Annotated in this window: 20 protein-coding genes and 1 tRNA gene; 12 read left to right on the top strand and 9 right to left on the bottom strand. The window is 71.5% G+C overall.

Annotation, left to right across the window (positions count from 1 at the left end; genetic code table 11):
* Positions 1–106 precede the first annotated feature (106 nt).
* The 5 genes from ACFYZF_RS29955 to ACFYZF_RS29935 all read left to right on the top strand — a co-directional run bounded on the left by ACFYZF_RS29955 (position 107) and on the right by ACFYZF_RS29935 (position 3,987).
* Positions 107–622, top strand: a complete 516-nt coding sequence (locus ACFYZF_RS29955; protein ID WP_387026434.1) for a ribbon-helix-helix protein, CopG family — start codon at positions 107–109, stop codon at positions 620–622.
* Positions 623–698: 76 nt separating this feature from the next.
* Positions 699–1,547, top strand: a complete 849-nt coding sequence (locus ACFYZF_RS29950) for a DUF4097 domain-containing protein (RefSeq protein ID WP_387026432.1) — start codon at positions 699–701, stop codon at positions 1,545–1,547.
* A 24-nt stretch (positions 1,548–1,571) separates the two neighbouring features.
* Complete coding sequence (locus tag ACFYZF_RS29945) at positions 1,572–2,528, top strand: ATP-binding cassette domain-containing protein (RefSeq protein ID WP_387026430.1); 957 nt, start codon at positions 1,572–1,574, stop codon at positions 2,526–2,528.
* Positions 2,525–3,316 (top strand): ABC transporter permease, encoded by a 792-nt coding sequence (locus tag ACFYZF_RS29940; protein WP_387026428.1) that lies wholly within the window; start codon positions 2,525–2,527, stop codon positions 3,314–3,316. Before ACFYZF_RS29945 ends, ACFYZF_RS29940 begins: the two co-directional genes overlap by 4 nt.
* A gap of 347 nt (positions 3,317–3,663) precedes the next feature.
* Complete coding sequence (locus ACFYZF_RS29935) at positions 3,664–3,987, top strand: hypothetical protein (RefSeq protein ID WP_387026426.1); 324 nt, start codon at positions 3,664–3,666, stop codon at positions 3,985–3,987.
* A gap of 588 nt (positions 3,988–4,575) precedes the next feature.
* Here the strand turns inward: ACFYZF_RS29935 and ACFYZF_RS29930 are convergent.
* Positions 4,576–4,662 (bottom strand) — tRNA-Ser (locus ACFYZF_RS29930).
* 75 nt (positions 4,663–4,737) lie between these two features.
* Between ACFYZF_RS29930 and deoD the strand changes: the two genes are divergently transcribed.
* On the top strand, positions 4,738–5,445 hold the full coding sequence (gene deoD, locus ACFYZF_RS29925) for a purine-nucleoside phosphorylase (RefSeq protein ID WP_387026424.1): 708 nt from the start codon (positions 4,738–4,740) through the stop codon (positions 5,443–5,445).
* Between the two features lie 122 nt (positions 5,446–5,567).
* On the opposite strand, the gene ACFYZF_RS29920 is transcribed toward deoD, so the two are convergent.
* The 4 genes from ACFYZF_RS29920 to ACFYZF_RS29905 all read right to left on the bottom strand — a co-directional run bounded on the left by ACFYZF_RS29920 (position 5,568) and on the right by ACFYZF_RS29905 (position 7,641).
* Positions 5,568–6,041 carry a nucleoside deaminase gene (locus ACFYZF_RS29920; RefSeq protein ID WP_387026454.1) on the bottom strand — a complete coding sequence of 158 codons (474 nt, stop codon included), beginning with the start codon at positions 6,039–6,041 and terminating at the stop codon, positions 5,568–5,570.
* A gap of 211 nt (positions 6,042–6,252) precedes the next feature.
* Complete coding sequence (locus ACFYZF_RS29915) at positions 6,253–6,783, bottom strand: tRNA adenosine deaminase-associated protein (protein WP_387026422.1); 531 nt, start codon at positions 6,781–6,783, stop codon at positions 6,253–6,255.
* Positions 6,784–6,910: 127 nt separating this feature from the next.
* Positions 6,911–7,078, bottom strand: coding sequence for a hypothetical protein (locus tag ACFYZF_RS29910; RefSeq protein ID WP_387026420.1), 168 nt, complete (start codon positions 7,076–7,078; stop codon positions 6,911–6,913).
* Between the two features lie 173 nt (positions 7,079–7,251).
* Positions 7,252–7,641, bottom strand: coding sequence for a hypothetical protein (locus ACFYZF_RS29905; RefSeq protein ID WP_387026418.1), 390 nt, complete (start codon positions 7,639–7,641; stop codon positions 7,252–7,254).
* 136 nt (positions 7,642–7,777) lie between these two features.
* Between ACFYZF_RS29905 and ACFYZF_RS29900 the strand changes: the two genes are divergently transcribed.
* The 3 genes from ACFYZF_RS29900 to ACFYZF_RS29890 all read left to right on the top strand — a co-directional run bounded on the left by ACFYZF_RS29900 (position 7,778) and on the right by ACFYZF_RS29890 (position 12,824).
* Positions 7,778–8,557 carry a M23 family metallopeptidase gene (locus ACFYZF_RS29900; protein ID WP_387026416.1) on the top strand — a complete coding sequence of 260 codons (780 nt, stop codon included), beginning with the start codon at positions 7,778–7,780 and terminating at the stop codon, positions 8,555–8,557.
* Between the two features lie 207 nt (positions 8,558–8,764).
* Complete coding sequence (locus ACFYZF_RS29895) at positions 8,765–11,683, top strand: glycosyl hydrolase (protein WP_387026414.1); 2,919 nt, start codon at positions 8,765–8,767, stop codon at positions 11,681–11,683.
* Positions 11,684–11,759: 76 nt separating this feature from the next.
* Positions 11,760–12,824: a PHP domain-containing protein gene (locus ACFYZF_RS29890; protein ID WP_387026412.1), complete on the top strand. Its 1,065-nt coding sequence runs from the start codon at positions 11,760–11,762 to the stop codon at positions 12,822–12,824.
* On the opposite strand, the gene ACFYZF_RS29885 is transcribed toward ACFYZF_RS29890, so the two are convergent.
* On the bottom strand, positions 12,825–13,925 hold the full coding sequence (locus tag ACFYZF_RS29885; protein ID WP_387026410.1) for a DMT family transporter: 1,101 nt from the start codon (positions 13,923–13,925) through the stop codon (positions 12,825–12,827). It lies immediately after the preceding gene.
* A 116-nt stretch (positions 13,926–14,041) separates the two neighbouring features.
* On the opposite strand from ACFYZF_RS29885, the gene ACFYZF_RS29880 reads away from it, so the two are divergent.
* Positions 14,042–14,641, top strand: coding sequence for a Uma2 family endonuclease (locus ACFYZF_RS29880; RefSeq protein ID WP_387026409.1), 600 nt, complete (start codon positions 14,042–14,044; stop codon positions 14,639–14,641).
* A gap of 52 nt (positions 14,642–14,693) precedes the next feature.
* Complete coding sequence (locus ACFYZF_RS29875) at positions 14,694–16,364, top strand: DUF885 domain-containing protein (RefSeq protein WP_387026407.1); 1,671 nt, start codon at positions 14,694–14,696, stop codon at positions 16,362–16,364.
* Positions 16,365–16,470: 106 nt separating this feature from the next.
* On the opposite strand, the gene ACFYZF_RS29870 is transcribed toward ACFYZF_RS29875, so the two are convergent.
* Both ACFYZF_RS29870 and ACFYZF_RS29865 read right to left on the bottom strand, forming a co-directional pair.
* Positions 16,471–17,949: a DUF6114 domain-containing protein gene (locus tag ACFYZF_RS29870; RefSeq protein ID WP_387026403.1), complete on the bottom strand. Its 1,479-nt coding sequence runs from the start codon at positions 17,947–17,949 to the stop codon at positions 16,471–16,473.
* Between the two features lie 78 nt (positions 17,950–18,027).
* On the bottom strand, positions 18,028–18,570 hold the full coding sequence (locus ACFYZF_RS29865) for a DUF6230 family protein (RefSeq protein ID WP_387026452.1): 543 nt from the start codon (positions 18,568–18,570) through the stop codon (positions 18,028–18,030).
* A gap of 570 nt (positions 18,571–19,140) precedes the next feature.
* On the opposite strand from ACFYZF_RS29865, the gene ACFYZF_RS29860 reads away from it, so the two are divergent.
* Complete coding sequence (locus ACFYZF_RS29860; RefSeq protein WP_387026401.1) at positions 19,141–20,946, top strand: VanW family protein; 1,806 nt, start codon at positions 19,141–19,143, stop codon at positions 20,944–20,946.
* 89 nt (positions 20,947–21,035) lie between these two features.
* Here the strand turns inward: ACFYZF_RS29860 and ACFYZF_RS29855 are convergent, their stop codons facing one another.
* Complete coding sequence (locus tag ACFYZF_RS29855) at positions 21,036–21,662, bottom strand: NADPH-dependent F420 reductase (RefSeq protein ID WP_387026399.1); 627 nt, start codon at positions 21,660–21,662, stop codon at positions 21,036–21,038.
* Between the last annotated feature and the right edge of the window lie 286 nt (positions 21,663–21,948).

Here is a 21,948-nt window from a genome sequence, read left to right as displayed (position 1 = left end):
TAGAACTCGACCGCCGGGAGTTGCCGAACGCGAGCTTGGAGCCAGTCTGCTGCCAAGCTGAGCCAGATTGGTTGCCCATGGTGCCATCGTGTGCCATAGTGATGCCATGAACCTGACCCCGTACGTGGCCTCCCTGGGTCGTGAGCTGCTGACGGCCGCGGAGACCGGTGGCGCCAACGACACCGCGTTGATCGAGCGGTTGACCGTGTCGATGGAGTCGGCGATCCGGCTCGCCCTGCTCGAAGCACTGTCGGCCGCCGCCGACGAGATCACCAGGGAACTGGCTCCCGGCTCGGTCCAGGTTCGCCTGCGTGGCCGTGACCCGGAATTCGTCGTGGCACCTCAGGTGGAGCAGCCACGGGAGGACCCCACCGACCGGGGCGCGGCACCGGCTGACGATGCCGCGATGGGCTTCGAGGACGGTGCCACGACGCGCATCAACGTCCGGCTCCCCGAACAGCTCAAGGCCGCGGTCGAGGAAGCAGCCGGCAAGGAGGGCCGGTCGGTCAACGCGTGGCTGGTACGTGCCGCCTCGACCGCGCTGCGATCCTCGGAGCGCGACCACGGCTCCGACCGGCGCGGCAAGCCCAGCGCGCAGCGCTACACCGGCTGGGCGCGTTAGCCGAGCCCGGCCCCACCTTCCTTTCACGTCCCCTACCAGCGGGGATGCTCTTCCGACTCATCTTGAGGGGACAGCCATGCCTGTTTTCGCCACCCCGGAACCGATTTCCGTCACCATTGACATCTCCGTCGGCGACGTGCGACTCATCGCGAGCGACCGCACCGACACCGTCGTCGAGGTACGGCCGAGCGACGAGTCCGACGACTCCGACGTGGAGGCCGCGCAGCAGACCCGCGTCGAGTACGCCAACGGCACGTTGACCGTGCGCGGGCCGAAGGCCCGGGTGTTCGACTTCTCCAAGAAGACCAGGTCGGTCGCCGTGCTCGTCGAGCTTCCCACCGGCTCGGCGGTGCGCGGTGACGTGTCGGTCGGGGACTTCCACAGCACCGGCGTGCTGGGGGAGTGCCGGTTCAAGTCGTCCGTCGGTCACTTCCGACTCGACCGGACCAGCCAGCTTCGCCTGGACACCTCCGGTGGCCACATCGCGGTCGACACGATCGTCGGTGACGCCGAAGTCGCCACCGGCAGCGGACGGGTTCAGATCGGCGAGATCGGCGGGGCCGCAGTCATCAAGAACTCCAACGGCAACACCGACATCGGCACCGTCACCGGCGAACTGCGTGTCCGTGCAGCCAACGGCGACGTCTCCGTCGACCGGGCCGGTGCCGCAGTGGAAGCCAAGACCTCCAACGGAACCATTCGCATCGGCGAGGTCACGCGCGGCTCGATCACGCTGCACACCGCGACCGGCGACCTGGAGATCGGTGTCGCCGCAGGCACCGCCGCCTGGCTCGACCTGAAGACCGGGCACGGGCGAGTGCACAACGCGCTGGACGACATCGCCCAAGGACCGGAGAAGTCCGAGGCGACCGCCGAAGTCCGTGCGCACACCTCCTTCGGCGACATCACCGTCCGCCGTTCCTGACCAGAACTCTCGAAGGGGCCTCCCATGACCACGCCATCCCAGCCGGCGATCACAGCGACCGGACTGCGCAGGTCGTTCGGCGACCACGTCGTGCTCGACGGAATCGACCTGAACGTCCCACGGGGCACCGTCTTCTCGCTGCTCGGCGCGAACGGAGCTGGCAAGACCACCATGGTCAAGATCCTGTCCACGCTGATCCGCGCCGACGGGGGCAGCGCGCGAATCGCGGGCCACGACCTGGCCACCGAGCCCGACGCGGTCCGCGCCGCGATCGGCGTCACCGGCCAGTTCTCCGCGGTCGACAACCTGCTGACCGGCCAGGAGAACCTGACCCTGATGGCCGACCTGCACCACCTTGGCCGGGCGGCGGGCAGGCGCAGGGTGGTCGAACTGCTCGACCAGTTCGACCTGGCCGACGCGGCCACGAAGCCGGCCGCGACCTATTCCGGCGGCATGCGCAGGCGGCTTGACCTCGCGATGACCCTGGTCGGCACACCCCAGGTGATCTTCCTCGACGAGCCGACCACCGGGCTGGACCCGCGCAGCCGCCGTGGCATGTGGCAGATCGTGCGGGAGCTGGTCGCGGGTGGCGTCACCATCTTCCTCACCACGCAGTACCTGGAGGAGGCCGACGAACTCGCCGACCGGATCGCGGTACTGGACCACGGCAAGATCGTCGCCGAAGGCACCGCGGACGAACTCAAGCGCCGCATCCCCGGCGGCCACGTCCTGCTGCGGTTCGCCGGCCTCGGCGATCTCGAGTCCGCCGTGCGCGTCGTGGGCCAGACGTCCCGCGACAGCGACGCGCTCGCCCTGCGGGTGCCGCACGACGGCAGCCTCAGTGCGCTGAAGGCCCTGCTCGACCGACTTGACGAGAACGCGGTCGAGGTCGACTCGCTCAGCATGCACACACCCGACCTCGACGACGTCTTCCTCGCCCTCACCGGCAACCCCAGGAACGAGAAGGTGGCCACGCGATGAGCACCGTGTCGTACGCACTGACCGACTCGGCGACGATGCTGCGCCGCAACCTCAAGCGAATGGTGCGTTATCCGTCCATGACGGTGACGCTCGTCGGCATGCCGATCGTCTTCCTGCTGCTGTTCGTCTACGTCCTCGGCGGCACACTCGGCGCCGGGCTCGGCGGCCCTTCCGGCGGGCGGGCGGAGTACGTCAACTACGTCACCCCCGCGATCATCCTGATGACGATCACCGCCGCGGTTCAGGGCACCACCATCTCGGTCGCCATGGACATGACCGAGGGCATCGTCGACCGGTTCCGCACCATGGCCATCGCCCGCATCTCCGTCCTGACCGGGCACGTAGTCGGCAGCCTCGTCCAGACGATGCTCAGCATCGCGGCGGTCATCGGCGTCGCACTGCTCATCGGCTTCCGGCCGTCGGCAGGTCTCGTCGACTGGCTCGCCCTCACCGGAGTCCTGGTGATGATGGCCTTCGCCTTCATCTGGCTGTCGGTCGCGTTCGGTCTGGCCAGCAAGACCGTCGAGTCGTCGAGCAACGTCGGTATGCCGCTGATCCTGCTTCCCTTCCTCGGCAGCGGCTTCGTCCCGACCGACTCGATGCCCACCGCGCTGCGCTGGTTCGCCGAGTACCAGCCGTTCACCCCGCTCATCGAGACCATCCGCGGTCTCCTGATGGGCACCCCGATCGGGAACAGCGCCGTCATCACCATCGGCTGGTGCCTCGTCATCACCCTCGGCGGCTACCTCTGGTCGAAAAAGCTGTTCAATCGCGAGTCCACCCGATAAATCGACAACCTCGCCAAACGCCTCACCACCGAAACCACCCCAACCTGGCGAGACGACTAAACCGCCATAACACACAAAAGATGTGAACAGACGTCCTCCTGGTACCCAACGGAGCGCGCTGCACGTCTAGATCGCCCTGTCAGGCAGGCTGCCTGGCGAACCTCGCGATGCCTGGGGTGGAAAACCGGCTCGGCCCGTCCCGGCCGGCACTTCGCGCCCGTGCACGCCTCGCGGAATTCGCGTTCGCCACGATGTACGGAACTGTTCCGAACAGGAATTTATGACCCTGCGCCCGATCGCGCTGTTTCAATGGAGGGCAAGCCACGAACTAGCAAAGGAGTCCACGAATGCGACGTCTGGCAACAAGCCTAGCTGCCATGGCCCTCGCTGTGCCTGCCGTCATCGGCTTGTCCGCAGGACCAGCACAAGCAGACAGTTGTGCCCACTCCGCTGCGGCGACCGCGTGCTGGCAGAGCTACGGCGACATCTTTACCCTCACCGCCGGCCCTCACTGGATCGACTGGTCCACCGACTATGGTCGCACCGGTACGTGCTACGGCTCGACGAGGTGCGACGAGAACATGGCCGAGGGCCACGTGATCACCTACTACGTGTGTAGCGACATGGGCACCTACATCAGCTGTTCCAGCCCGAAGAACGACATCATCTGACCGGGACGCTCTGGAGAAGGGAGGATCCAGCGGGTTCACCATGCTTTTCACGCCGTGCTGATCGGTACCCTGATCGCGTCTGCGGGATGGCCGCACCAACTCAGGCCGGGGCTACGTCAATCGCTTGGGAACCCGACCACGCAGACCTGGTTCCGCTTGGTTCCATCGTGTGTGATGGCGGCGCTGTCGCCCGGATGGCCGGCACGGCTGCGCCGCGGCCGGTAAGGCCCTCGGATCTGCCGCGCGATCAACTCCGGTCCATCAAAGCTTGACTTCGCTGATCAGAAAGTTCCGGTTCGCCGCCGCTGCTACGTCATGTTCGCCATGCTCCGCGACAAGATCCCCTACCAACCCGCCCCACGACACCGATCGCAACTTGACGAAACCCATAGGGACACCCCCCTGGCGGGATGTTCAAGGTGCGGACGGCGCCGCGCGGGGGCAGACGCTGCTGACGGTGGCGATCAGGCGTCTCACCAGAGCACCCGAAACGGCCGGTTGAGCAGGGACTGAGACCGAAACTGAGACCGGAAGCGGAACGCCCGGCCGATCCTCGCGGATCGGCCGGGCGTTCTCGCACTTCACGAGCGGTGGCGGCGGGATTTGAACCCGCGGAGGGCGTAAACCCTCACACGCTTTCGAGGCGTGCTCCTTAGGCCACTCGGACACGCCACCGCCGAGAAGGGTACAGGACGCCGGGTCTGGACGCCGAACCGGTATCACCCGGACCGGCCTGGCAGGATCTTTGCCATGAGTACGCACATCGGCGCGAAGCCGGGAGAGATCGCCGAACGGGTCCTGATGCCGGGTGACCCGCTGCGGGCCAAGTGGATCGCGGAGACCTACCTCGAGGGCGCCAGGTGCTACTCGACGGTTCGGGGCATGCTGGGCTTCACCGGCCGCTGGAACGGCGTGGAGGTCTCCGTCCAGGGCTCCGGCATGGGCATGCCGTCGGCCTCCATCTACGCCCACGAACTGGTCAACGACTACGGCGTGAAGTCCCTGATCCGGGTCGGCTCCTGTGGGGCGCTCGCCGAGGACCTCCAACTGCGGGACGTGGTGGCGGCGATCGGCTCCTCCACCGACTCGAACATGAACCGGATGCGCTTCGACGGGCTGATCGACTACGCCCCGGTCGCCGACTTCGGGCTGCTGCGTACCTCGGTCGAGGTGGCCGAGCGGCGCGGCGTCGCCATGCGGGTGGGCCCGATCCTCGCGGCGGACGCCTTCTACACCGACCGCCCCGACCTGTACGACACGCTCGCCGACTACGGGGTGCTGGCCGTGGAGATGGAGTCCGCGGCGCTCTACACGATCGCCGCCCGGTTCAAGGCCCGGGCGCTGACCATCCTCACGGTCAGCGACCACATCAAGACCGGCGAGAAGACCACCGCTGAGGAGCGCGAGCAGACCTTCTCCCAGATGGTCGAGATCGGCCTGGACACCATCATCGCCTGACCACTCCGTACCCCGGGGTCGCGCTCGATCCGGGAAACAGTGGCGTCCGTTGCCCCGGAGGCCACCACATCCGGGATCGAGCGCGATCCTGCCCGATCCCCGGGCCACGCCGAGGCCGCGCCTCAGCGGAAGAAGGCTCGCAGGACGGCGGAGTTCTCGGCCTCCAGCACTCCCCCGTACACCTCGGGGCGGTGGTTGAGGCGGCGGTCGCGCAGCACGTCCCAGAGCGAGCCGGCGGCCCCGGTCTTGGGCTCCCACGCCCCGAAGACCACGGTCGGGATCCGGGCCAGCACGATCGCCCCGGCGCACATCGTGCACGGTTCGAGGGTCACCACCAGGGTGCAGTCGTCGAGCCGCCAGCGGCCCAGGCGCTCGGCGGCCCGGCGCAGCGCCAGCACCTCCGCGTGCGCGGTCGGATCCCCGGTCAGCTCCCGCTCGTTGCGCCCGGCGGCCAGCTCGGTCCCGTCCGGGCCGTAGACCACGGCGCCCACCGGCACGTCGTCCACCCCCATGGCCTCCGCCGCCGTGTCTTCCGCCGCCGGGCTGGTGACGGTCGGTTCCGGGCCGGTGACGGCCACCTGGAGCGCCCGGCGCATCCACAGCTCGTGCCGCTGCCGGCGGCCGGGCCCGTCCAGCTCCGCCAGGCCCTCGTCCGCGCCCGGGCCGACCCGCCCGACCGCGCCCGGGGTCGGCTGGCCCGGTCGCACGGTCCCCAGCGCCGGGTCGGTCGCATCGGCCGGCTCGGCGGCACCCGTCGCCGCCGACCCGCCGCCGGCCAGCCCGGCCCCGTCGGTGGAGGGCGGCGGATCAGACGCCACGCAACTCCTCGACCTCGTCCACGCATCCGAGGATCTGACACACCTCGGCGGTGACGTCGGCCGGCAGCATCCCCTCGTGCGTGCAGAGGGCCAGCAGCCGTTGCGCGGAGATGCCCAGGTCAGCCAGGAGGTCCGCGTCGCCGACCGGGTCGGCCTCCGGGTCGACCGCCGGCTGCTCGTTGTCGTCGTCGCCTCCGGTCGCGTTCGACCGGGGCTCCTCGGTGTCGTCGAAGTCGGTGACCGACCCTTTGAGATCCCCGACCAGCAGGGCGCCGAGCCGGGACTCCTCGGCGTACGCGGAGTCGGAGCCGAATACCCGCAGGTCCTCGGCCTCGTCGAGGCGCAGGACGACCAGGTAGGCATCGTCGGCCTCGACGAAGAGCAGCGACAGATCGGCGTCCGGCTCGACGTCGCGCAGCCGGTCGGCGACCTCGTCGACGTCGGTGGCGCCGCGCAGGTTCACCTCGGCGGCCGTCCAGCCGCCCTCGTCGCGCACCACGGCCGCAGCGAAGTACGACACGGTCCCCCCAAATAGCCTCGGCCCTACTCGCCGACTCGTACGCGTGCACGGTAACCGGTCGGATCGGCAGGCGACCGGTCAACGCCCCGAAGGGCCGGTCAATCCGTGGAAAGTGTGGTGTGCGGGCTCAGCCGTCGACGCGACGCCGGGTGGCGATCAGCTGCCGCAACTGCTCGGTGCGGGCGCGCTGCGGCCGGTCCTGCCTGCGTACCGCCCGGGCCCCCGCCAGCTCGGCGAGGATCTGTAGGCGGCGGCGGCTCCGCTCGGGGTCGGGGCGGGAGGTGGTCCAGGCCATACGCCGAGGGTGCGCCGTCTGAGCGGGTACGTCAAGACGGGACTTCCCTGCGCAGCCGGGCCGCGACCGTCGGTGCTCGGCCGAACCGGCCGGCCCCGGCGGCGGGTCCAGCCGCAGGGCTGGTGGTGGCACGGCGGGGTGCGGTCACCGACCTCGCGCCGGCCGCTGCGGTCTCACCACAGGGGCCAGTCGCCGACGCTCGCCCAGCGCACGGCGACCACGGCGGCGGCGATGCTCCAGCCTCCGGCGGTGACGATGGCGACCCCGGTGGCCACCCCCCGGTCGCCGAACCGGACGAGCGCCAGGGCGGCCAGCCAGGCCAGCGCGCCGGCGAGGACGGTCCACCAGGCGTATCCGGGGACGTCGTGGCCGAGCAGGCCGAACAGCACCAGCCAGGCGGCGGCGAGTGCGCCGCCGGAGGCGACGCCCGCCCCGGTGACGGGGTGCGGTTCGCGCCAGGTCGGCCGGGCCGGCGGTCCGGAGGGGAAGAGCCCCGAGGGGGTACGCGAACCGGGACGCCCCGGTTCCGGATGGGTCGGGAGGGCAGGCTGCCACGTCGTCACCGTCACTCCTTCCGAACCGGCGCTCCCGCACCGGGCGGTCGGCCAGCCCGGGCGGTCCGGCCGGCGCGCGGGACGGGTGCCGGCGGCGCCCCGGACCGTACCGACCCCACCGTAACCGTTCTGTCAGGATGATCGGATGTCCTCGCGCTTCTCGCGCCGGCGCCGCGCGCGTGCGGCGTACCCGGTCCTGCTGCTGCTCGCGCCGGTGCTCGCCGCCGGCTGCTCGGCACCGCCGTCCGCCGCGCCGAGCAGCGGCGGGTGGGTCGCGCCGACGGCCCCGACCACCGCCGATCAGCCGGCCACGCCGACGGCCCCGCCGGCACCGACAGCCGCCCGGCCGTCGGTGCCGGCCTCGGCCTCGGCGACGCCGACCCGGGCCGGACTGCGGCACGTCTTCCCGGTACGCGCAAGCAACGTCGACTACCACCCGACCCACTCCGCGTACCCGGGGACGGACATCTTCGCCGACTGCGGCGAGCCGGTGGTGGCGGTCACCGACGGGACGATTCTCGAGGTGAGCCGGGTGGACCGGTTCGACCGGCGGGGACCGCAGGGGCCGTACAACGGGGGCCTGTCGGTGTCGCTGCTGGGCGACGACGGGGTGCGCTACTACGGCTCGCACCTGAGCGCGATCGCCGCCGGGATCGACGCGGGGGACCGGGTGCGGGCCGGCCAGCAGATCGGCAGGGTGGGGCGGACGGGCAACGCGAACAACGTCTGCCACGTGCACTTCGGCATCTCGCCTGCCTGCACGGGCCGGGGCGACTGGTGGATCCGGCGCGGGGTGGTCTGGCCGGCCCGCTACCTCGACTCGTGGCGGCGGGACGGCAACCGGGAGCCCGCCGCCGAGGTGGGCGCGTGGCGGCGGAAGCACGGCTGCCCGAAGGCACCGAAGGCCGGCGGCGCAGCCGGCTGACCGGTCCGGACGGGCCGCCCGCCGGAAGCGGACCCGCCCCTCGGCCAATCGCGACATCACGGCTTAACCGGTCGGACACATTGACGCATGTCTCGGCAAGCGGTTAACGTCCTCTCATGAGAGAGCGCTCTCACAGGTAACGAACCTCCCGATACCACCGAAAGCCGCCGCCGGCCGGTCCGGCGTCCCCGCGCGATGGAGGCACCCGTGACACCTCCCGCACCACACCGCCACCGCCTCTGGGCCCTCGCCTCGACCACCGTCCTCGCCCTCGTCGCCGGCGGCCTCGCCGTCGCCGCCAACACCGCCCCCGCCGAGGCCGCCCCGGTCGGTGCGGGCAGCTACACCACCACCCCGGTCGGCCCGTTGCCCTCCGGGTGCGGCCAGCTCTCCACCAACCCTCGGCAGTTCGTCACCGCCGACGCGCCCGCCGGCGCCGTGCCCACCAACGACTGGTGGTCGTCGCTGCTGTTCAAGCGCACCGACTGCGCCTACAGCGAGCCGCTGCACGCCCACCCGCTCTCCTACGACACCTTCACCGACGGGCTGGGTTTCTCCGCCAACTCCACCCCGGCGATCAGCGGCACCGCCAACGGCGTCGGCGAGTTCCACTACCCGTACGTGCAGGACATCCGCGTCGGGGTGGCCGGGCTGGCCGCGCCGACCGTGAAGGTGGCCAACTGGACCGACTGGACCGTCACTCCGTACTGGAGCGACGGGGCCCGGACCATGCGCGCCACCATCGGCCACGGGCTGCCGCTCGCGTACTTCCAGACCACCGGCGGCGACGCGGTGGTCAGCGCCAACAGCACCCCGACCGTCTGGTCGAACAGCGGCGCCACCATCGGCTTCACCGTCGCCGGCCACGACTACGTCGGCTACGCCCCGACCGGGGCGAGCTGGACGGTCAGCGGCGGCCGGATCTCGTCCACGCTGGCCGGCAAGGGCTACTTCTCCCTCGCCCTGCTGCCCACCACCGCGAGCAGCACCGCGCAGGAGCGCGCCGACCTGGCCGCCTCCTACGGCCGGTACGCGCACGCCCACGTCACCGGCACCCGGGTCTCGTACGCCTACGACCAGGCGAGCAGCCGGATGACCACCACGTACGCGTTCACCACCACGGCCCGGGAGGGCACCGCCACCCAGACCGTGGTGAGCCTCTACCCGCACCAGTGGAAGGCGCTGACCGGGTCCACCCCGATCGCCCAGAGCTACCCGTCGGCCCGGGGCCGGATGAAGGTGCTCACCGGCGTCAGCCAGTTCCGCACCGCGATGACCTTCCAGGGGGTGCTGCCCGAACTGCCCGCCGTCGGCGACGGCTCCGGCGCCGACCTGACCACGCTGCGCGACCAGCTCGCCGCCGTCCGGGGCAACCCGATGGACCAGCGGGGCGGGGACACGTACTGGACCGGCAAGGGCCTCGGCCGGGCCGCCCGGATCGCCGAGGTCGCCGACCTGGTCGACGACACCGCCACCCGGGACAGCGCGCTGAACGCCATCCGAACCACCCTCACCGACTGGTTCACCGCCTCGCCCGGCAAGGCCGCGAAGGTCTTCTACTACGACCAGAACTGGGGCACCCTGATCGGCTACCCGGCGTCGTACGGGTCCGACCAGGAGCTCAACGACCACCACTTCCACTACGGCTACTTCATCGCCGCGGCGGCCACCCTGGCCAAGTACGACCCGCAGTGGGCCACCGACGCCCGCTACGGCGGCATGGTGGACCTGCTCATCCGGGACGCCGACAACTACGACCGCAACGACACCCGGTTCCCGTACCTGCGGGACTTCGACATCTACGCCGGCCACGACTGGGCCTCCGGGCACGGCTCGTTCGGCGCCGGCAACAACCAGGAGTCCTCGTCGGAGGGGATGAACTTCGCCAACGCCCTGATCCAGTGGGGCCAGGCCACCGGCGACACCGCCGTCCGCGACGCCGGCATCTTCCTCTACACCACGCAGGCGGCGACGATCCAGGAGTACTGGTTCGACCACGCCAACGAGAACTTCCCGGCCGCCTTCGGGCACTCCACGGTCGGCATGGTGTGGGGCGACGGCGGGGCGTACTCCACCTGGTTCAGCGCCGAGCCGGAGATGATCCAGGGCATCAACCTGCTGCCGGTCACCGGCGGCCACCTCTACCTCGGCTACGACCCGGCGTACGTGCGGACCAACTGGGCGGAACTGGTCCGCAACAACGGCGGGCAGCCGACGGTGTGGCAGGACATCCTCTGGCAGTTCCAGGCACTCGGCGACGGCGCCGCGGCGCTGTCGAGCCTGCGGGCGAACCCCGGCTACACGCCGGAGGAGGGCGAGAGCCGGGCGCACACCTTCCACTGGATCCGCAACCTCGCCGCGCTCGGCACCGTCGACACCACGGTCAGCGCGAACCACCCGCTGAGCGCCGTCTTCACCCGCAACGGGGCACGGACGTACGTGGCGTCGAACATCACCGTGGCGCCGATCACCGTCCGGTTCTCCGACGGGACCACGCTCGCGGTGGCGGCCGGGAAGACGGCCACCACCGGGGCGTACACCTGGAGCGGGGGCAACGCCAGCGGCGGCATCGGGCCGAGCCCGACCCCGACCACCGGCCCCACCCCGACCCCGACCGCCAGCCCGACGCCGACGCCGACTGCGACCACCCCGCCGCCGTCGGGCTCGCCGACGCGGTACCTGCTCGCCGGGGGCGGCCTCGGCGCGGCCGGCGGCGCGTCCACCACGACGGTGACGGCGGCCAACGGCAACCACGACGGCACCCCGACCAACGTCCGGGTGTTCACCGCGACCGGCCTCAACCTGACGTACGCCGGCGGGCAGACCGCGTTCGACCTGTTCCTCGACGCCGGCACCGCCGTCGGCAACGGGGTGCAGGTGCGGGTCTCCTACGACCTCACCGGCAACGGCAGCTTCGACCGGGTGGAGACGTACCGCTACTTCGCCACCGACCCGGTCACCGGCTACGAGCACTACACCCAGGCCGCTGGGCTGGCCGCCAGCAGCGGCACGCTCGGCAACCTCAGCGGCGGCACGGTCCGGGTCGAGGTCTGGTCGGCGATCGGCAACAACGTCACCACGCTCGGCCTCGGCAACCAGTCGTTCGTCCGGCTGCCGTACTCCTGATCCACCCGATCCGACGCACCACCCCGCGCCGCCGGTCGTCCCCCGACCGGCGGCGCGGGCGCGTAGGTTGCAGGGCATGAGCGCCCGGGACCCCATCGCCGACCTGCGCCGGATCGCGTTCCTGCTGGAACGCGCCAACGAGGCCACGTACCGGGTGCGCGCGTTCCGCTCGGCGGCGAAGGCCCTCGGCGAGCTCGGCGCGGCCGAGGTCGCGCGGCGGGCGGCCGCCGGGACGCTCACCGACCTGGCCGGGGTCGGCGACGTCACCGCGCGCTGTGTCGCCGAGTCGCTGGCCGGCGAGGAGCCGGTCTACCTGCGCCGACTGGTCGCCACGGAGGGCACCGATCTGGACGCCGCGGCCACCGCGCTGCGCACGGCGCTGCGCGGCGACTGCCACACCCACTCCGACTGGTCCGACGGCGGCTCGCCGATCGAGGAGATGGCGCTCGCGGCGGTCGAGCTGGGCCACGAGTACGTCGTGCTGACCGACCATTCCCCCCGCCTGAAGGTGGCGCGGGGGCTGACCGCGGACCGGCTGCGCAAGCAACTCGACCACGTGGCGGCGGTCAACGCGGCGCTGCCCGAGGGGTTCCGCATCCTCACCGGGATCGAGGTGGACATCCTCGCCGACGGCTCACTGGACCAGGACGAGGAACTGCTGGCCCGCCTCGACGTGGTGGTCGGCTCGGTGCACAGCGGGCTGAACGACGAGCGGGGCAGGATGACCCGGCGGATGCTGGCCGCGATCGCCGACCCGCACCTGGACATCCTCGGCCACTGCACCGGCCGGATGGTCGCCTCCCGTCCCTCCGGGGTGAAGGGGCCGGGCGACCGGGCGCACCGGCCGCGTACCCGGGCCGAGAGCGACTTCGACGCGGACGCCGTCTTCGCCGCCTGCGCCGAGCACGACGTCGCCGTCGAGATCAACTCCCGCCCCGAGCGGCAGGACCCGCCGAAGCGGCTGATCCGCCGGGCCCTGGAGGCCGGCTGCCGGTTCGCGATCAACACCGACGCCCACGCCCCGGGGCAGCTCGACTGGCAGCGGTTCGGCTGCGAGCGGGCGGCGCTGTGCGGCGTCCCCGCCGACCGGGTGGTCAACACCTGGCCGGCGGACCGCCTGGTGGAGTGGGCCCGGGGCTGATCAGCCGACGGCGGGCCCGGTGGCCGGCACACCCCGGCCGCCCCCGTCGGCGGCCGGGGTGGCCCGCCCGTCGACCGCGGGGGCGGCCGCCTTCTCGACCGCCGCCGGGCCGGGAGGAGCCCCGGTCGGGCCGGCCGGGCCCGGCTTCTCCTCGGCGGCGACCATCGGAGCCCCCGCCGGTCGGCTGCGCCGGCCGATCAGGCCCTGCGTCACCGCCACCCCGGCCAGCACGATCAGCGCGCCGACCGGCTGGTGCCAGGTCAGCCGCTCGTCGAGCGCCAGCGCCCCGATCAACACCGCGAAGATCGGAATCAGGTAGGTCACCGTGGAGGCGGTGCTCGCCCCGGCGACCCGGATGTTGCGCAGGTTGATCACGAAGGCGAGCCCGGTGCCGAGCGCGCCCAGCGCGAGCACGCTGGCGAGCACCTCGGCCGAGAGGCCGGTGGGCATCGGCGGCGCCCCCGCGACCAGCGGCCCCACCACGGCGAGTTGGGCGGTCGCCAGCAGAAGCTGGGCCGCCGACAGCGACACCCCGGAGTGGGAACTGCCCGCGATGAACCGCTTCTGGTACGGGATGGCGATGCCGTAGCAAACCGCCGCGCCGAGGCACATGAGCTGGCCGGTGAAGTGCGCCCCGCCGACGCCCTCCCAGACGCCCAGCACCACGAGGACCCCGGCGAAGCCCAGCCCCAACCCGACCGCGCTGCGCTGGGTCAACCGCTCGGTGCGGAACACCAGCACCGCCATCGGCAGCACGACCAGCGGCGTGGTGGCGTTCCAGATCCCGGCGAGCATCGACTCGACCCGCTGCTCGCCGTACCCGAAGAGGGTGAACGGGGCGGCCACGCCGAGGGCGGCGGCGACGAAGAGGTGGGCCCACACCCGGGGCTCCCGGGGCAGCCGGTCGCGCAGCAGCGGGAGCACGACGAGCAGGGTCAGCGCCCCGGCGGCGACCCGGTAGAGGGTGAGGTGCAGCGGGTGCAGCTCGCGGATGCCGATCTTGATGAAAAGGAAGCTGGAGCCCCAGATCGCGGCGAGCGCGAGGAAGCCCGGCAGCCAGCTGCGCAGCGCCGACCTGTCAGGGGTGATGTCCGGTGTCACTCCTGACACTCTGCCGGAGCCGTACGACGAAGTCCCGCGCTTTCCGGCCGTCGTGTCCCGCGCCACAGAAACCACCTAGAGTGGTAGTGCGTTGACCAGCCGAGGAGGTGCCCCCGATGGCGATGCCGATGCGTTTCGACCCGCTCGTCGACCTCGACGGAATCTGGACGACCCAGCTCGCGGAGCGTTACCTCCCGCTGCCGGAGCTGCCCGATGCGCGATACGAGTGCATCGACGGAAGGTTGGTCATGACGCCCGCTGAGGTCGGCACGAACAGTTACGGCGAGGGCAAGTTGATCCGCATCCTGGGGCCCACCGCCGAGGCCGCCGGCTTCTATGTGTACGGCCAGGTGAACCTGACCTTCGCGCCGCAGCGCTGGATCCAGCCGGACGTCACGGTGCTGCACGACCTGCCGAAGACCGACGAGGAGGACCGGTGGATCCCGGTCCATCTGTGCACCATGGCCGTCGAGTTCATCTCGCCCGGCAGCCGCCGGCAGGACTTCGTCGACAAGCCGCGCCGGTGCGCGGAGGGTGGGGTGCCGTACTTCATGCGGGTCGAGATCTCCCGCCGGCTGCGGCACGCGGCGGTCGAGCTGTTCGCCCTCGGCAAGTTCGGTGGCTACGACACCGTCGCGCGGGCGGTCAGCGGGGAACGGCTACGGGCCGACGCGCCGTTCCCGATCGACTTCGACCCGGCCGAGCTGCTGCCCTGAACACGCCAAACAGGTCGACAGAGCGGCGGCGTGGTCGCGTAGGGTCGCAGCCGTGGGACGAATCGATGACCTCGCCGACCGGTACGTCGCAGACTGGGCTCCGCTGAGCCCGACCGGCGCGACCTATGTCGGCATCGCCGGATACGACGATCAACTGGACGACCTGTCGCCGGAGGGCTATGCGGCCCGGGCCGACCTGACCCGGCGTACCCTCGCCGATCTCGACGTCACCGAACCCGCTTCGGAGTCGGAGCGGACAGCCAAGGAGGCCATGCAGGAGCGCCTCGGCCTGGACCTCGCCCGGTACGACACCGGCGAGACGACCAGCGAGGTCAACGTCATCGCCAGCGGCCTGCACGAACTCCGCATGGTGTTCGACCTGATGCCGACCGGGAACGCCGACGCGCAGGCCGACATCGCCGCCCGGCTCAACCGGTTCGCCGGCGCCCTGGAGGGCTACAAGACGACGCTGCGTGAGGCGGCCTCGTCCGGGAAGGTCAGCTCGAAGACCCAGCTCGTCGAGGTCGCGAAGCAGTGCGACGTCTGGACGGATCCGGACGGCGACAACTTCTTCCACGGCCTGGTCGAGCGGCTCGGCGCGGACGGCACGCTCGGCGCGGAGCTCCGCCGGGGCGCGGCGGCGGCCACCGCGGCCACCGCCGAGTTCGGCCAGTTCCTCCGCGACGAGCTGGCCCCGTTCGGGCGGGACAAGCAGGCCGCTGGCCGGGAGCGGTACGAGCTGGCCTCGCAGTACTTCCTCGGCGCGAAGGTCGACCTCGACGAGACGTACGCCTGGGGGTTCGCCGAGCTGGCCCGGCTGGAGTCCGAGATGCGGACGGTGTCCGGCCGGATCGTCGGGCCGGGCGCGACCGTCGACGAGGCGGTGGCCGCGCTGGACGCCGACCCGGCCCGCACGATCCAGGGCAAGGAGGCGTTCCGGGACTGGATGCAGGCCCTTGCCGACAAGGCGGTCAGTGAGCTGCACGGCACCCACTTCGACATCCCGGAGCAGGTCCGCCGCATCGAGTGCTGCCTCGCCCCGACCAGCGACGGAGCGATCTACTACACCGGCCCGAGCGAGGACTTCTCCCGCCCCGGGCGGATGTGGTGGGCGGTGCCGCAGGGAATCACCGACTTTTCCACCTGGCGCGAGGTGACCACGGTCTACCACGAGGGCGTCCCGGGCCACCATCTCCAGATCGGGCAGACCGCCGTGCGGGCCGGCCTGCTCAACCGCTGGCAGCGGCTGCTCTGCTGGGTCTCCGGGCACGGCGAGGGCTGGGCGCTCTACTCGGAGCAGTTGATGGACGAGCTGGGTTACCTGGATGACCCGGGCGACAAGCTCGGCATGCTCGACGGGCAGGCGTTCCGGGCCGCCCGGGTGATCGTCGACATCGGCATGCACCTGGAGCTGGAGATCCCGAAGGACAACCCGTTCGGCTTCCACCCCGGGGAGCGGTGGACCCCGGCACTGGGCTGGGAATTCATGCGGGCGCACTGCCGGGTGCCGGACGAGAACCTGCGCTTCGAGCTGAACCGCTACCTCGGCTGGCCGGGGCAGGCCCCCTCGTACAAGGTGGGCGAGCGGATCTGGCTCCAGGCCCGCGAGGACGCGAAGGCCCGCAAGGGCGCCGACTTCGATCTCAGGGAGTTCCACCGGCAGGCGCTGGACCTCGGGGCGCTGGGGCTCGACCCGCTACGCCGGGCGTTGGCCCGGATCTGAGGCGACGACGGCGGCCGGGAGCCAGGGGCGGACCCCTGACTCCCGGCCGCCGCGCGATGCCCGGGGCCGGCGTGGCCGCCGGTCCCCCGTCCGGCGGGTGGCCGGGTCAGGCCAGGCTGAGCTTGAGTTGCGGCTTCGCGGTCAGGACGTCGCTGTCGACGTACGCCAGGTCGATGACCGGGTCGGTGAAGGTGATCGGAATCGGCGAGGTGATCGGGATGCCGTCCGGGAACGGCAGGTCCGGGGCGAGGGTGATCTTGACGCCGAGCAGTCGCCCGACGAACCGGGTGGCGTAGAAGGCCACGTCGCCCTGGACGGTCAGCCGGTCGGTGGCGTACCGCATGGTCTTTCCGCCAGGGCCGCCGGCCTGGAGCAGGAAGTCACCTGTCACGGCCTTGTCCATGCTGAACTTGAGCGTCCTGAGCTTGCCCGCGCCGGTGTCCAGCTCGACGATCCCCTCGAACCGCAGCCCGGTCATGGTGACCTCGGAGCCGGTGAGCTTCGACGGCTCCGCCGCGACCCGGGGCTGGCCGGGCTCGGCCGCGATCCGGGGCAGCGGCTTGCCGGGCTTCACCTGGCCCGGATCGGTGGGCTTCGGGGTGGCGCACCCGGGACCGTCCGGGGTGGGCTCGCCGGTGCCGGCCGAGGCGTCCGGGGTGGGCTCGCCGGTGCCGGCCGAGGCGTCCGGGGTGGGCTCGCCGGTGCCGGCCGAGGCCGGCCTGTGGGTCGGGGTGGCGGTCGCCGCCGGGGTGGGGGTGGGGCTCTCACCGGCCGGGTCGGACACCGACGGACTCACGGCGGTCGGGCTCGCGCTCATGCGTGAGGGGGTGGGGCAGAGCGTGGCCGACGCGGCCCGCACGGGGCTGTGGTCGCGCAGCGCGAGCACCCCGACGGCCGAGACGCTGAGCAGCACCAGGGTGATCGCGAGCAGCTTCGAGTCCTGGTACGGGCCGCCCTGCTGCCGGCCGACCGGCGGCAGCATCTGGGCGCTGTCGTGGTCCCGGTCGACGGGCGACGGCTCGCGCAGCGGGTTTCGGGGCCGGGGCGGGGTGTCGGTGAGCGGGCCGGTGACGTCCTCGCCCGACTCCGACCGGGGCATCAGCTCGTCGACGAGCGCCGGTTCGTCGTCGCGCTCACCGTCGTCCGGCCGGGCGGCCGGCTCCGGCGCGGCCGGTGCGGTGGCGGTGGCCGGCCGGCGGTACGGCACCCAGGCGAAGCCGAGGGCGCTGCCGACCATGCCGAACAGCAGGCCGACGAAGAAGCCGCCGAGGTTGACCCCGATGAGCGAGAAGACGGCGGTGACCGCGCCGACGATCGCGTAGAACATCCGCTGCTGCGGGGTGAACCACATCAGCATCCCGCAGGCCACCAGGATGACCGGGATCAGCCAGGACAGGAAGCCGGTCGGCCCCATCTGGAAGGTGAGGTCGCTGAGGCTCATCTGGGTGGTGAAGAAGATCTCCACCCCGGCCAGCGCCGTGAACAGCCCGCCCCAGAAGGGGCGGCTCCGTCGCCAGCGGCGGAAGCCGCGCCACGCCTGACTGAGCCTGCCCGACTGGGCGTGCTGCGGGTTGGCGGTCGTCACTACTCCTCCTGGCGGTGCTCGCTGGTCACGGGGCAGGACCGAGGCCCGTGGAGGGCACCCTCCACGGGCGGGGGTGGCTCAGAAGCACTCCTTGGCGTCCTTGCCCATGTTGACCTTCAGCTTCAGCCCGTTGAGGGTGAAGATCGCGGCGCTGCTGGAGCGGGTCACCTGCTCGACCCCGATGATCGTGACGTGGTCGGCGCTCTGCCCGAAGGACTTGGGGGTGGCGCCGGAATTCAGGTCGGTGGCGTCTCGGCCGATCTTGATGTTCTCGAAGGTGGCATCGCCACCGAGGGAGTCCATGTCGATCAGCAGGTTCTTGGCGGTCGCCGGCTTGCCCCCGCCCCCGGCGTTGATGGTGAGCACGATCGGCATGTCCGGCACCTTCACCGACTGGCAGAGGTCGTAGAGTTCGGCGCTGGTGATCTCGGAGACGGCCACCGGGTGGGTGGTGCCGTCCTTCTCCCTGACGAAACCGCCGTACTGCTTGAAGCCGTCGCCCTCCAGCTTCGAGGCCCCGACCTTGAAGGTCTGGCCGGAGACGGCGAACGAGGCCGCGATCGCACCGTTGGCCATGCCGAAGACGATGGCGCCGGCGACGGCGGTCGCGGGCACCATCATCGCGGCGAAGCGCCGCCAACGGGTGGCGCCCTGCGGCGGACGGTCTTCCGATTCCTTCACGGGTCCTCCTGGGACGGAGCCCACCGAGCGCGGTGGCCGCTCGGGAGGGGAAGCTGCGGGTGGTGGTGCCGCCGTGCCCGGCGGACGGCGCGGGCTGCGGATTGGATGCTCCCGCGAAGGGAGCCGGCTCACAAGCCCCGTGCTACTGACCGGTAACCATCCCGGGACACAGAGATCGATATCGATCACCATGAGTCAATATCAGCCGGAGAATCCACCCGGGCAAATCGGGCAGAGCGCAGCAGGGTGCGTCCCATGCCTCACGCGGGGTAGTCGCCGCACCCCGGCGGTAACTTTTTGGTAACGAGAGGCTGAAAAGTCGCTGCGAGTGATTCGCCGGCTCCGCCGGCCGCCCGGCACCGGGCGGCGACGCACACCCGGTGCGGCGGGCGTCGACACGCTGCGCGGACGGGGCCGGGGCGCAGACTGCCGCTCAGCCCGGCCGTTGGTTACCGTAGGTGTCTTCCGGGTGGGGGCCACCCCACGTGGTACGTACCGATCGAGGTTTCTGTGACTCTGTACGGCGAAACACGACCGCCCGCCGATGACCGGCCGACCGTCAAGGTGACCGCGGTGAGCTGGCCGGACGACGAGCCGGAGCCCAGCGCGGCGACCGTCCCCGGCAGCGGCGGGCCGGGCCCCCGTTCCCGGCGACTGCGGATCCTGCTTGCCGCCGGCGTCACCACGGTGGTCCTGGGCGCCGTGGCCGGTGCCGGCGCGTACGCCTACGCCGGCGACGTCCCGCGCGGCACCAGCGTCCTCGGCACCGAGCTCGGCGGACGCAGCCGCACCGACGCGGTCCGGGACCTGCGCACGGAGCTGGACCGGGCCAGCTCTCTCACCGCCCCGCTACGGATGACCGTCGGGGAACGGACCGTCGAGGTCAAGCCCGCCGACGTGGGGCTCACGGTGGACGTCGAGGCCACCGTCGACGCGGCCGCCAAAGCACGGGCCCACCCGGTGAGCCGCCTCGTCGGCTCCCGCACCGTCGCGCCGGTGGTGACCGTCGACGCCGCCCGCCTCGACGCCGCCCTGCGCAAGGCCGCCGGCGACCAGACCCGCGAGTGGACCGTGCCGGCGATCATCTTCACCGGTACGACCCCGAAGCCCGTCCGCCCGAAACCCGGCCTCGCGCTCGACCCGCAGCGCTCGGCCCAGGCGGTCCGGGACGGCTGGCTCACCGGCCAGCCGGTGACCGTGCCGCTGGTGGAGACCCGGCCGGCGACGACCGACGAGGAGGTCAGCCGGCTCGTCGCCGAGCTGGCCCGCCCCGCCGTCGCCGCCCCGGTGACGCTCCGCACGCCCAAGGGCACGGTCACCATCCCGCCCACCGCCATCGCCCGGGGCCTGCGCTTCACCGCCGACGACAGCGGGAAGCTCACCCCCCGCATCGACGTGAAGCGGTTGCGCTCCGCCCTCGGCGGCAAGCTGAACGCCATCGAGGTGGAACCCCGCGACGCCCGGATGGCCGTCACCGGCGGCAAGCCGACGCCGATCGACGGCCGGCCCGGCACGCAGCTCGACGCGACCGCACTCAGCCGCGACCTGCTCGCCGTGCTGCCCCGCACCGACGACCGCACCATCACCGGCCAGCTCACGGAGACCCAGCCGGAAGTGACCACGGCCAAGCTGGCCGGCCTCGGCATCAAGGAGCGGGTGTCCCGCTTCACCACCCACTTCACCGGCGGCCTCTCCTCGCCCCGCAGCCAGAACATCGTCCAGGTAGCCAAGGAGGTCGACGGCACCGTCGTACTGCCCGGCGAGACGTTCTCGCTCAACGGCCACACCGGCGAGCGCGGCTACGACCAGGGGTACCAGGACGCACCGGTGATCCTCGACGGCAAGCTCGTCCCCGGCGTGGGCGGCGGCGTCTCCCAGTTCACCACCACCCTGTTCAACGCGACCTACTACGCCGGGCTGGAGGACGTCGAGCACAAGCCGCACTCGTACTGGTTCAGCCGGTACCCGGCGGTCATCGAGTCGACGATCTTCTGGCCGAACCTCGACTTCAAGTTCCGCAACAACACCCCGTACGGCGTCCTCATCGACACCTCGCACACCGCCGGCTCGGTGACTGTGTCGATCTGGAGCACGAGGATCTACGACAGCGTCAAGACCGAGTACGGCCCCCGCCGGGGCATCACCAGCCCGAAGACGATCCAGCTGGAAGCCGGCCCGTCGTGTATCTCCAGCAACGGAATTGACGGCTTCACCCAGGATGCCTTCCGGATCATCAAGAAGGCCGGCAAGGTGGTCAAGCGGGAGAAGTTCACCTGGCGGTACCTGGCCGAGCCCCGCTACATCTGCGGCGGCTGAACGCGCCGGACCCCTGCACACGAATGCCCCGCCGGCATCGCCGGCGGGGCATTTTCCATCGGGTACGCGGAAAGCGCCCCTGCGGTCGCTCAGGGCCGTGCCGCGGCCAGCCCCTGGCGTACGCCGGCCGCGTCGAGGTCCGTGCCGTAGACGGGGGTGTCCGGCTGCTGCCGCCAGCTCTCGTCGAGGGTGCCGGCGTCGACCGGGTCGAAGCCGAGGGCGTCGACCAGCTCCATCACGATCCGCTTGGCCTCGGCGTCGTCGCCGGCCACCGGCAGGGCGATCCGATCGGCCGCGCCGGCAGGGTGCGCGTTCTCCAGCAGGTGCTGGGCCTGGATGTTGTTGAACGCCTTCACCACCCGGGCGCCCTTGAGGTGCTCGGCGGTCCACCGGCTGGAGCTGAGGCTGCGGTCCAGCAGCTCGGCGATGTCCCCGTCCCGCTGCGAGTAGTAGTTGTCGGCGTCGACGACGACCTTGCCCTCGAAGAGCTCCGCGGGCAGCGCCGGCACCGCCAGCAGCGGAATCGCGATCACCACCAGGTCGGCATGGTCGACGGCCTGCTCCACGGTCCCTGCGGTCGCCCCTGTCTCCTGGGCAAGCTCGGTGAGGGACGCCGGCCCGCGTGAGTTGGCCACCGTCACGTCGTGACCCAGGTCCCGCAGCCGACGGGTGAGGGTGCCACCGATGTGCCCCGACCCGATAATTCCGATCTTCATGACCACTCCTGCCTCCGCCTCTCGGCGGTCAGATCCGGTCGAACTGTGGGCAGGTACCCCGACCCGCGCGGCCCAAGAGTGCTGGAGGCATACGCCACGTACGGTTTTCCGGCCACGATCGCGGGGAACGCCGCGTCGGCGCGTCCCTCAGCGACGCTACCGAGCCCGGTGGCACCGACGGGAGGCGTTCACGGAAATGGTCACGGAAACGCGTCAGGGCCACCCCCGAAGGGGTGGCCCTGACCGAAAGATGTCCGGCGGTGTCCTACTCTCCCACACCCTCCCG

Source organism: Micromonospora sp. NPDC001898 (assembly GCF_042891255.1).
Classification (GTDB): domain Bacteria; phylum Actinomycetota; class Actinomycetes; order Mycobacteriales; family Micromonosporaceae; genus Micromonospora.
The sequence above is the reverse complement of the archived record's forward strand: the minus strand, read 5'-3'. Positions and strand labels throughout refer to the sequence as shown.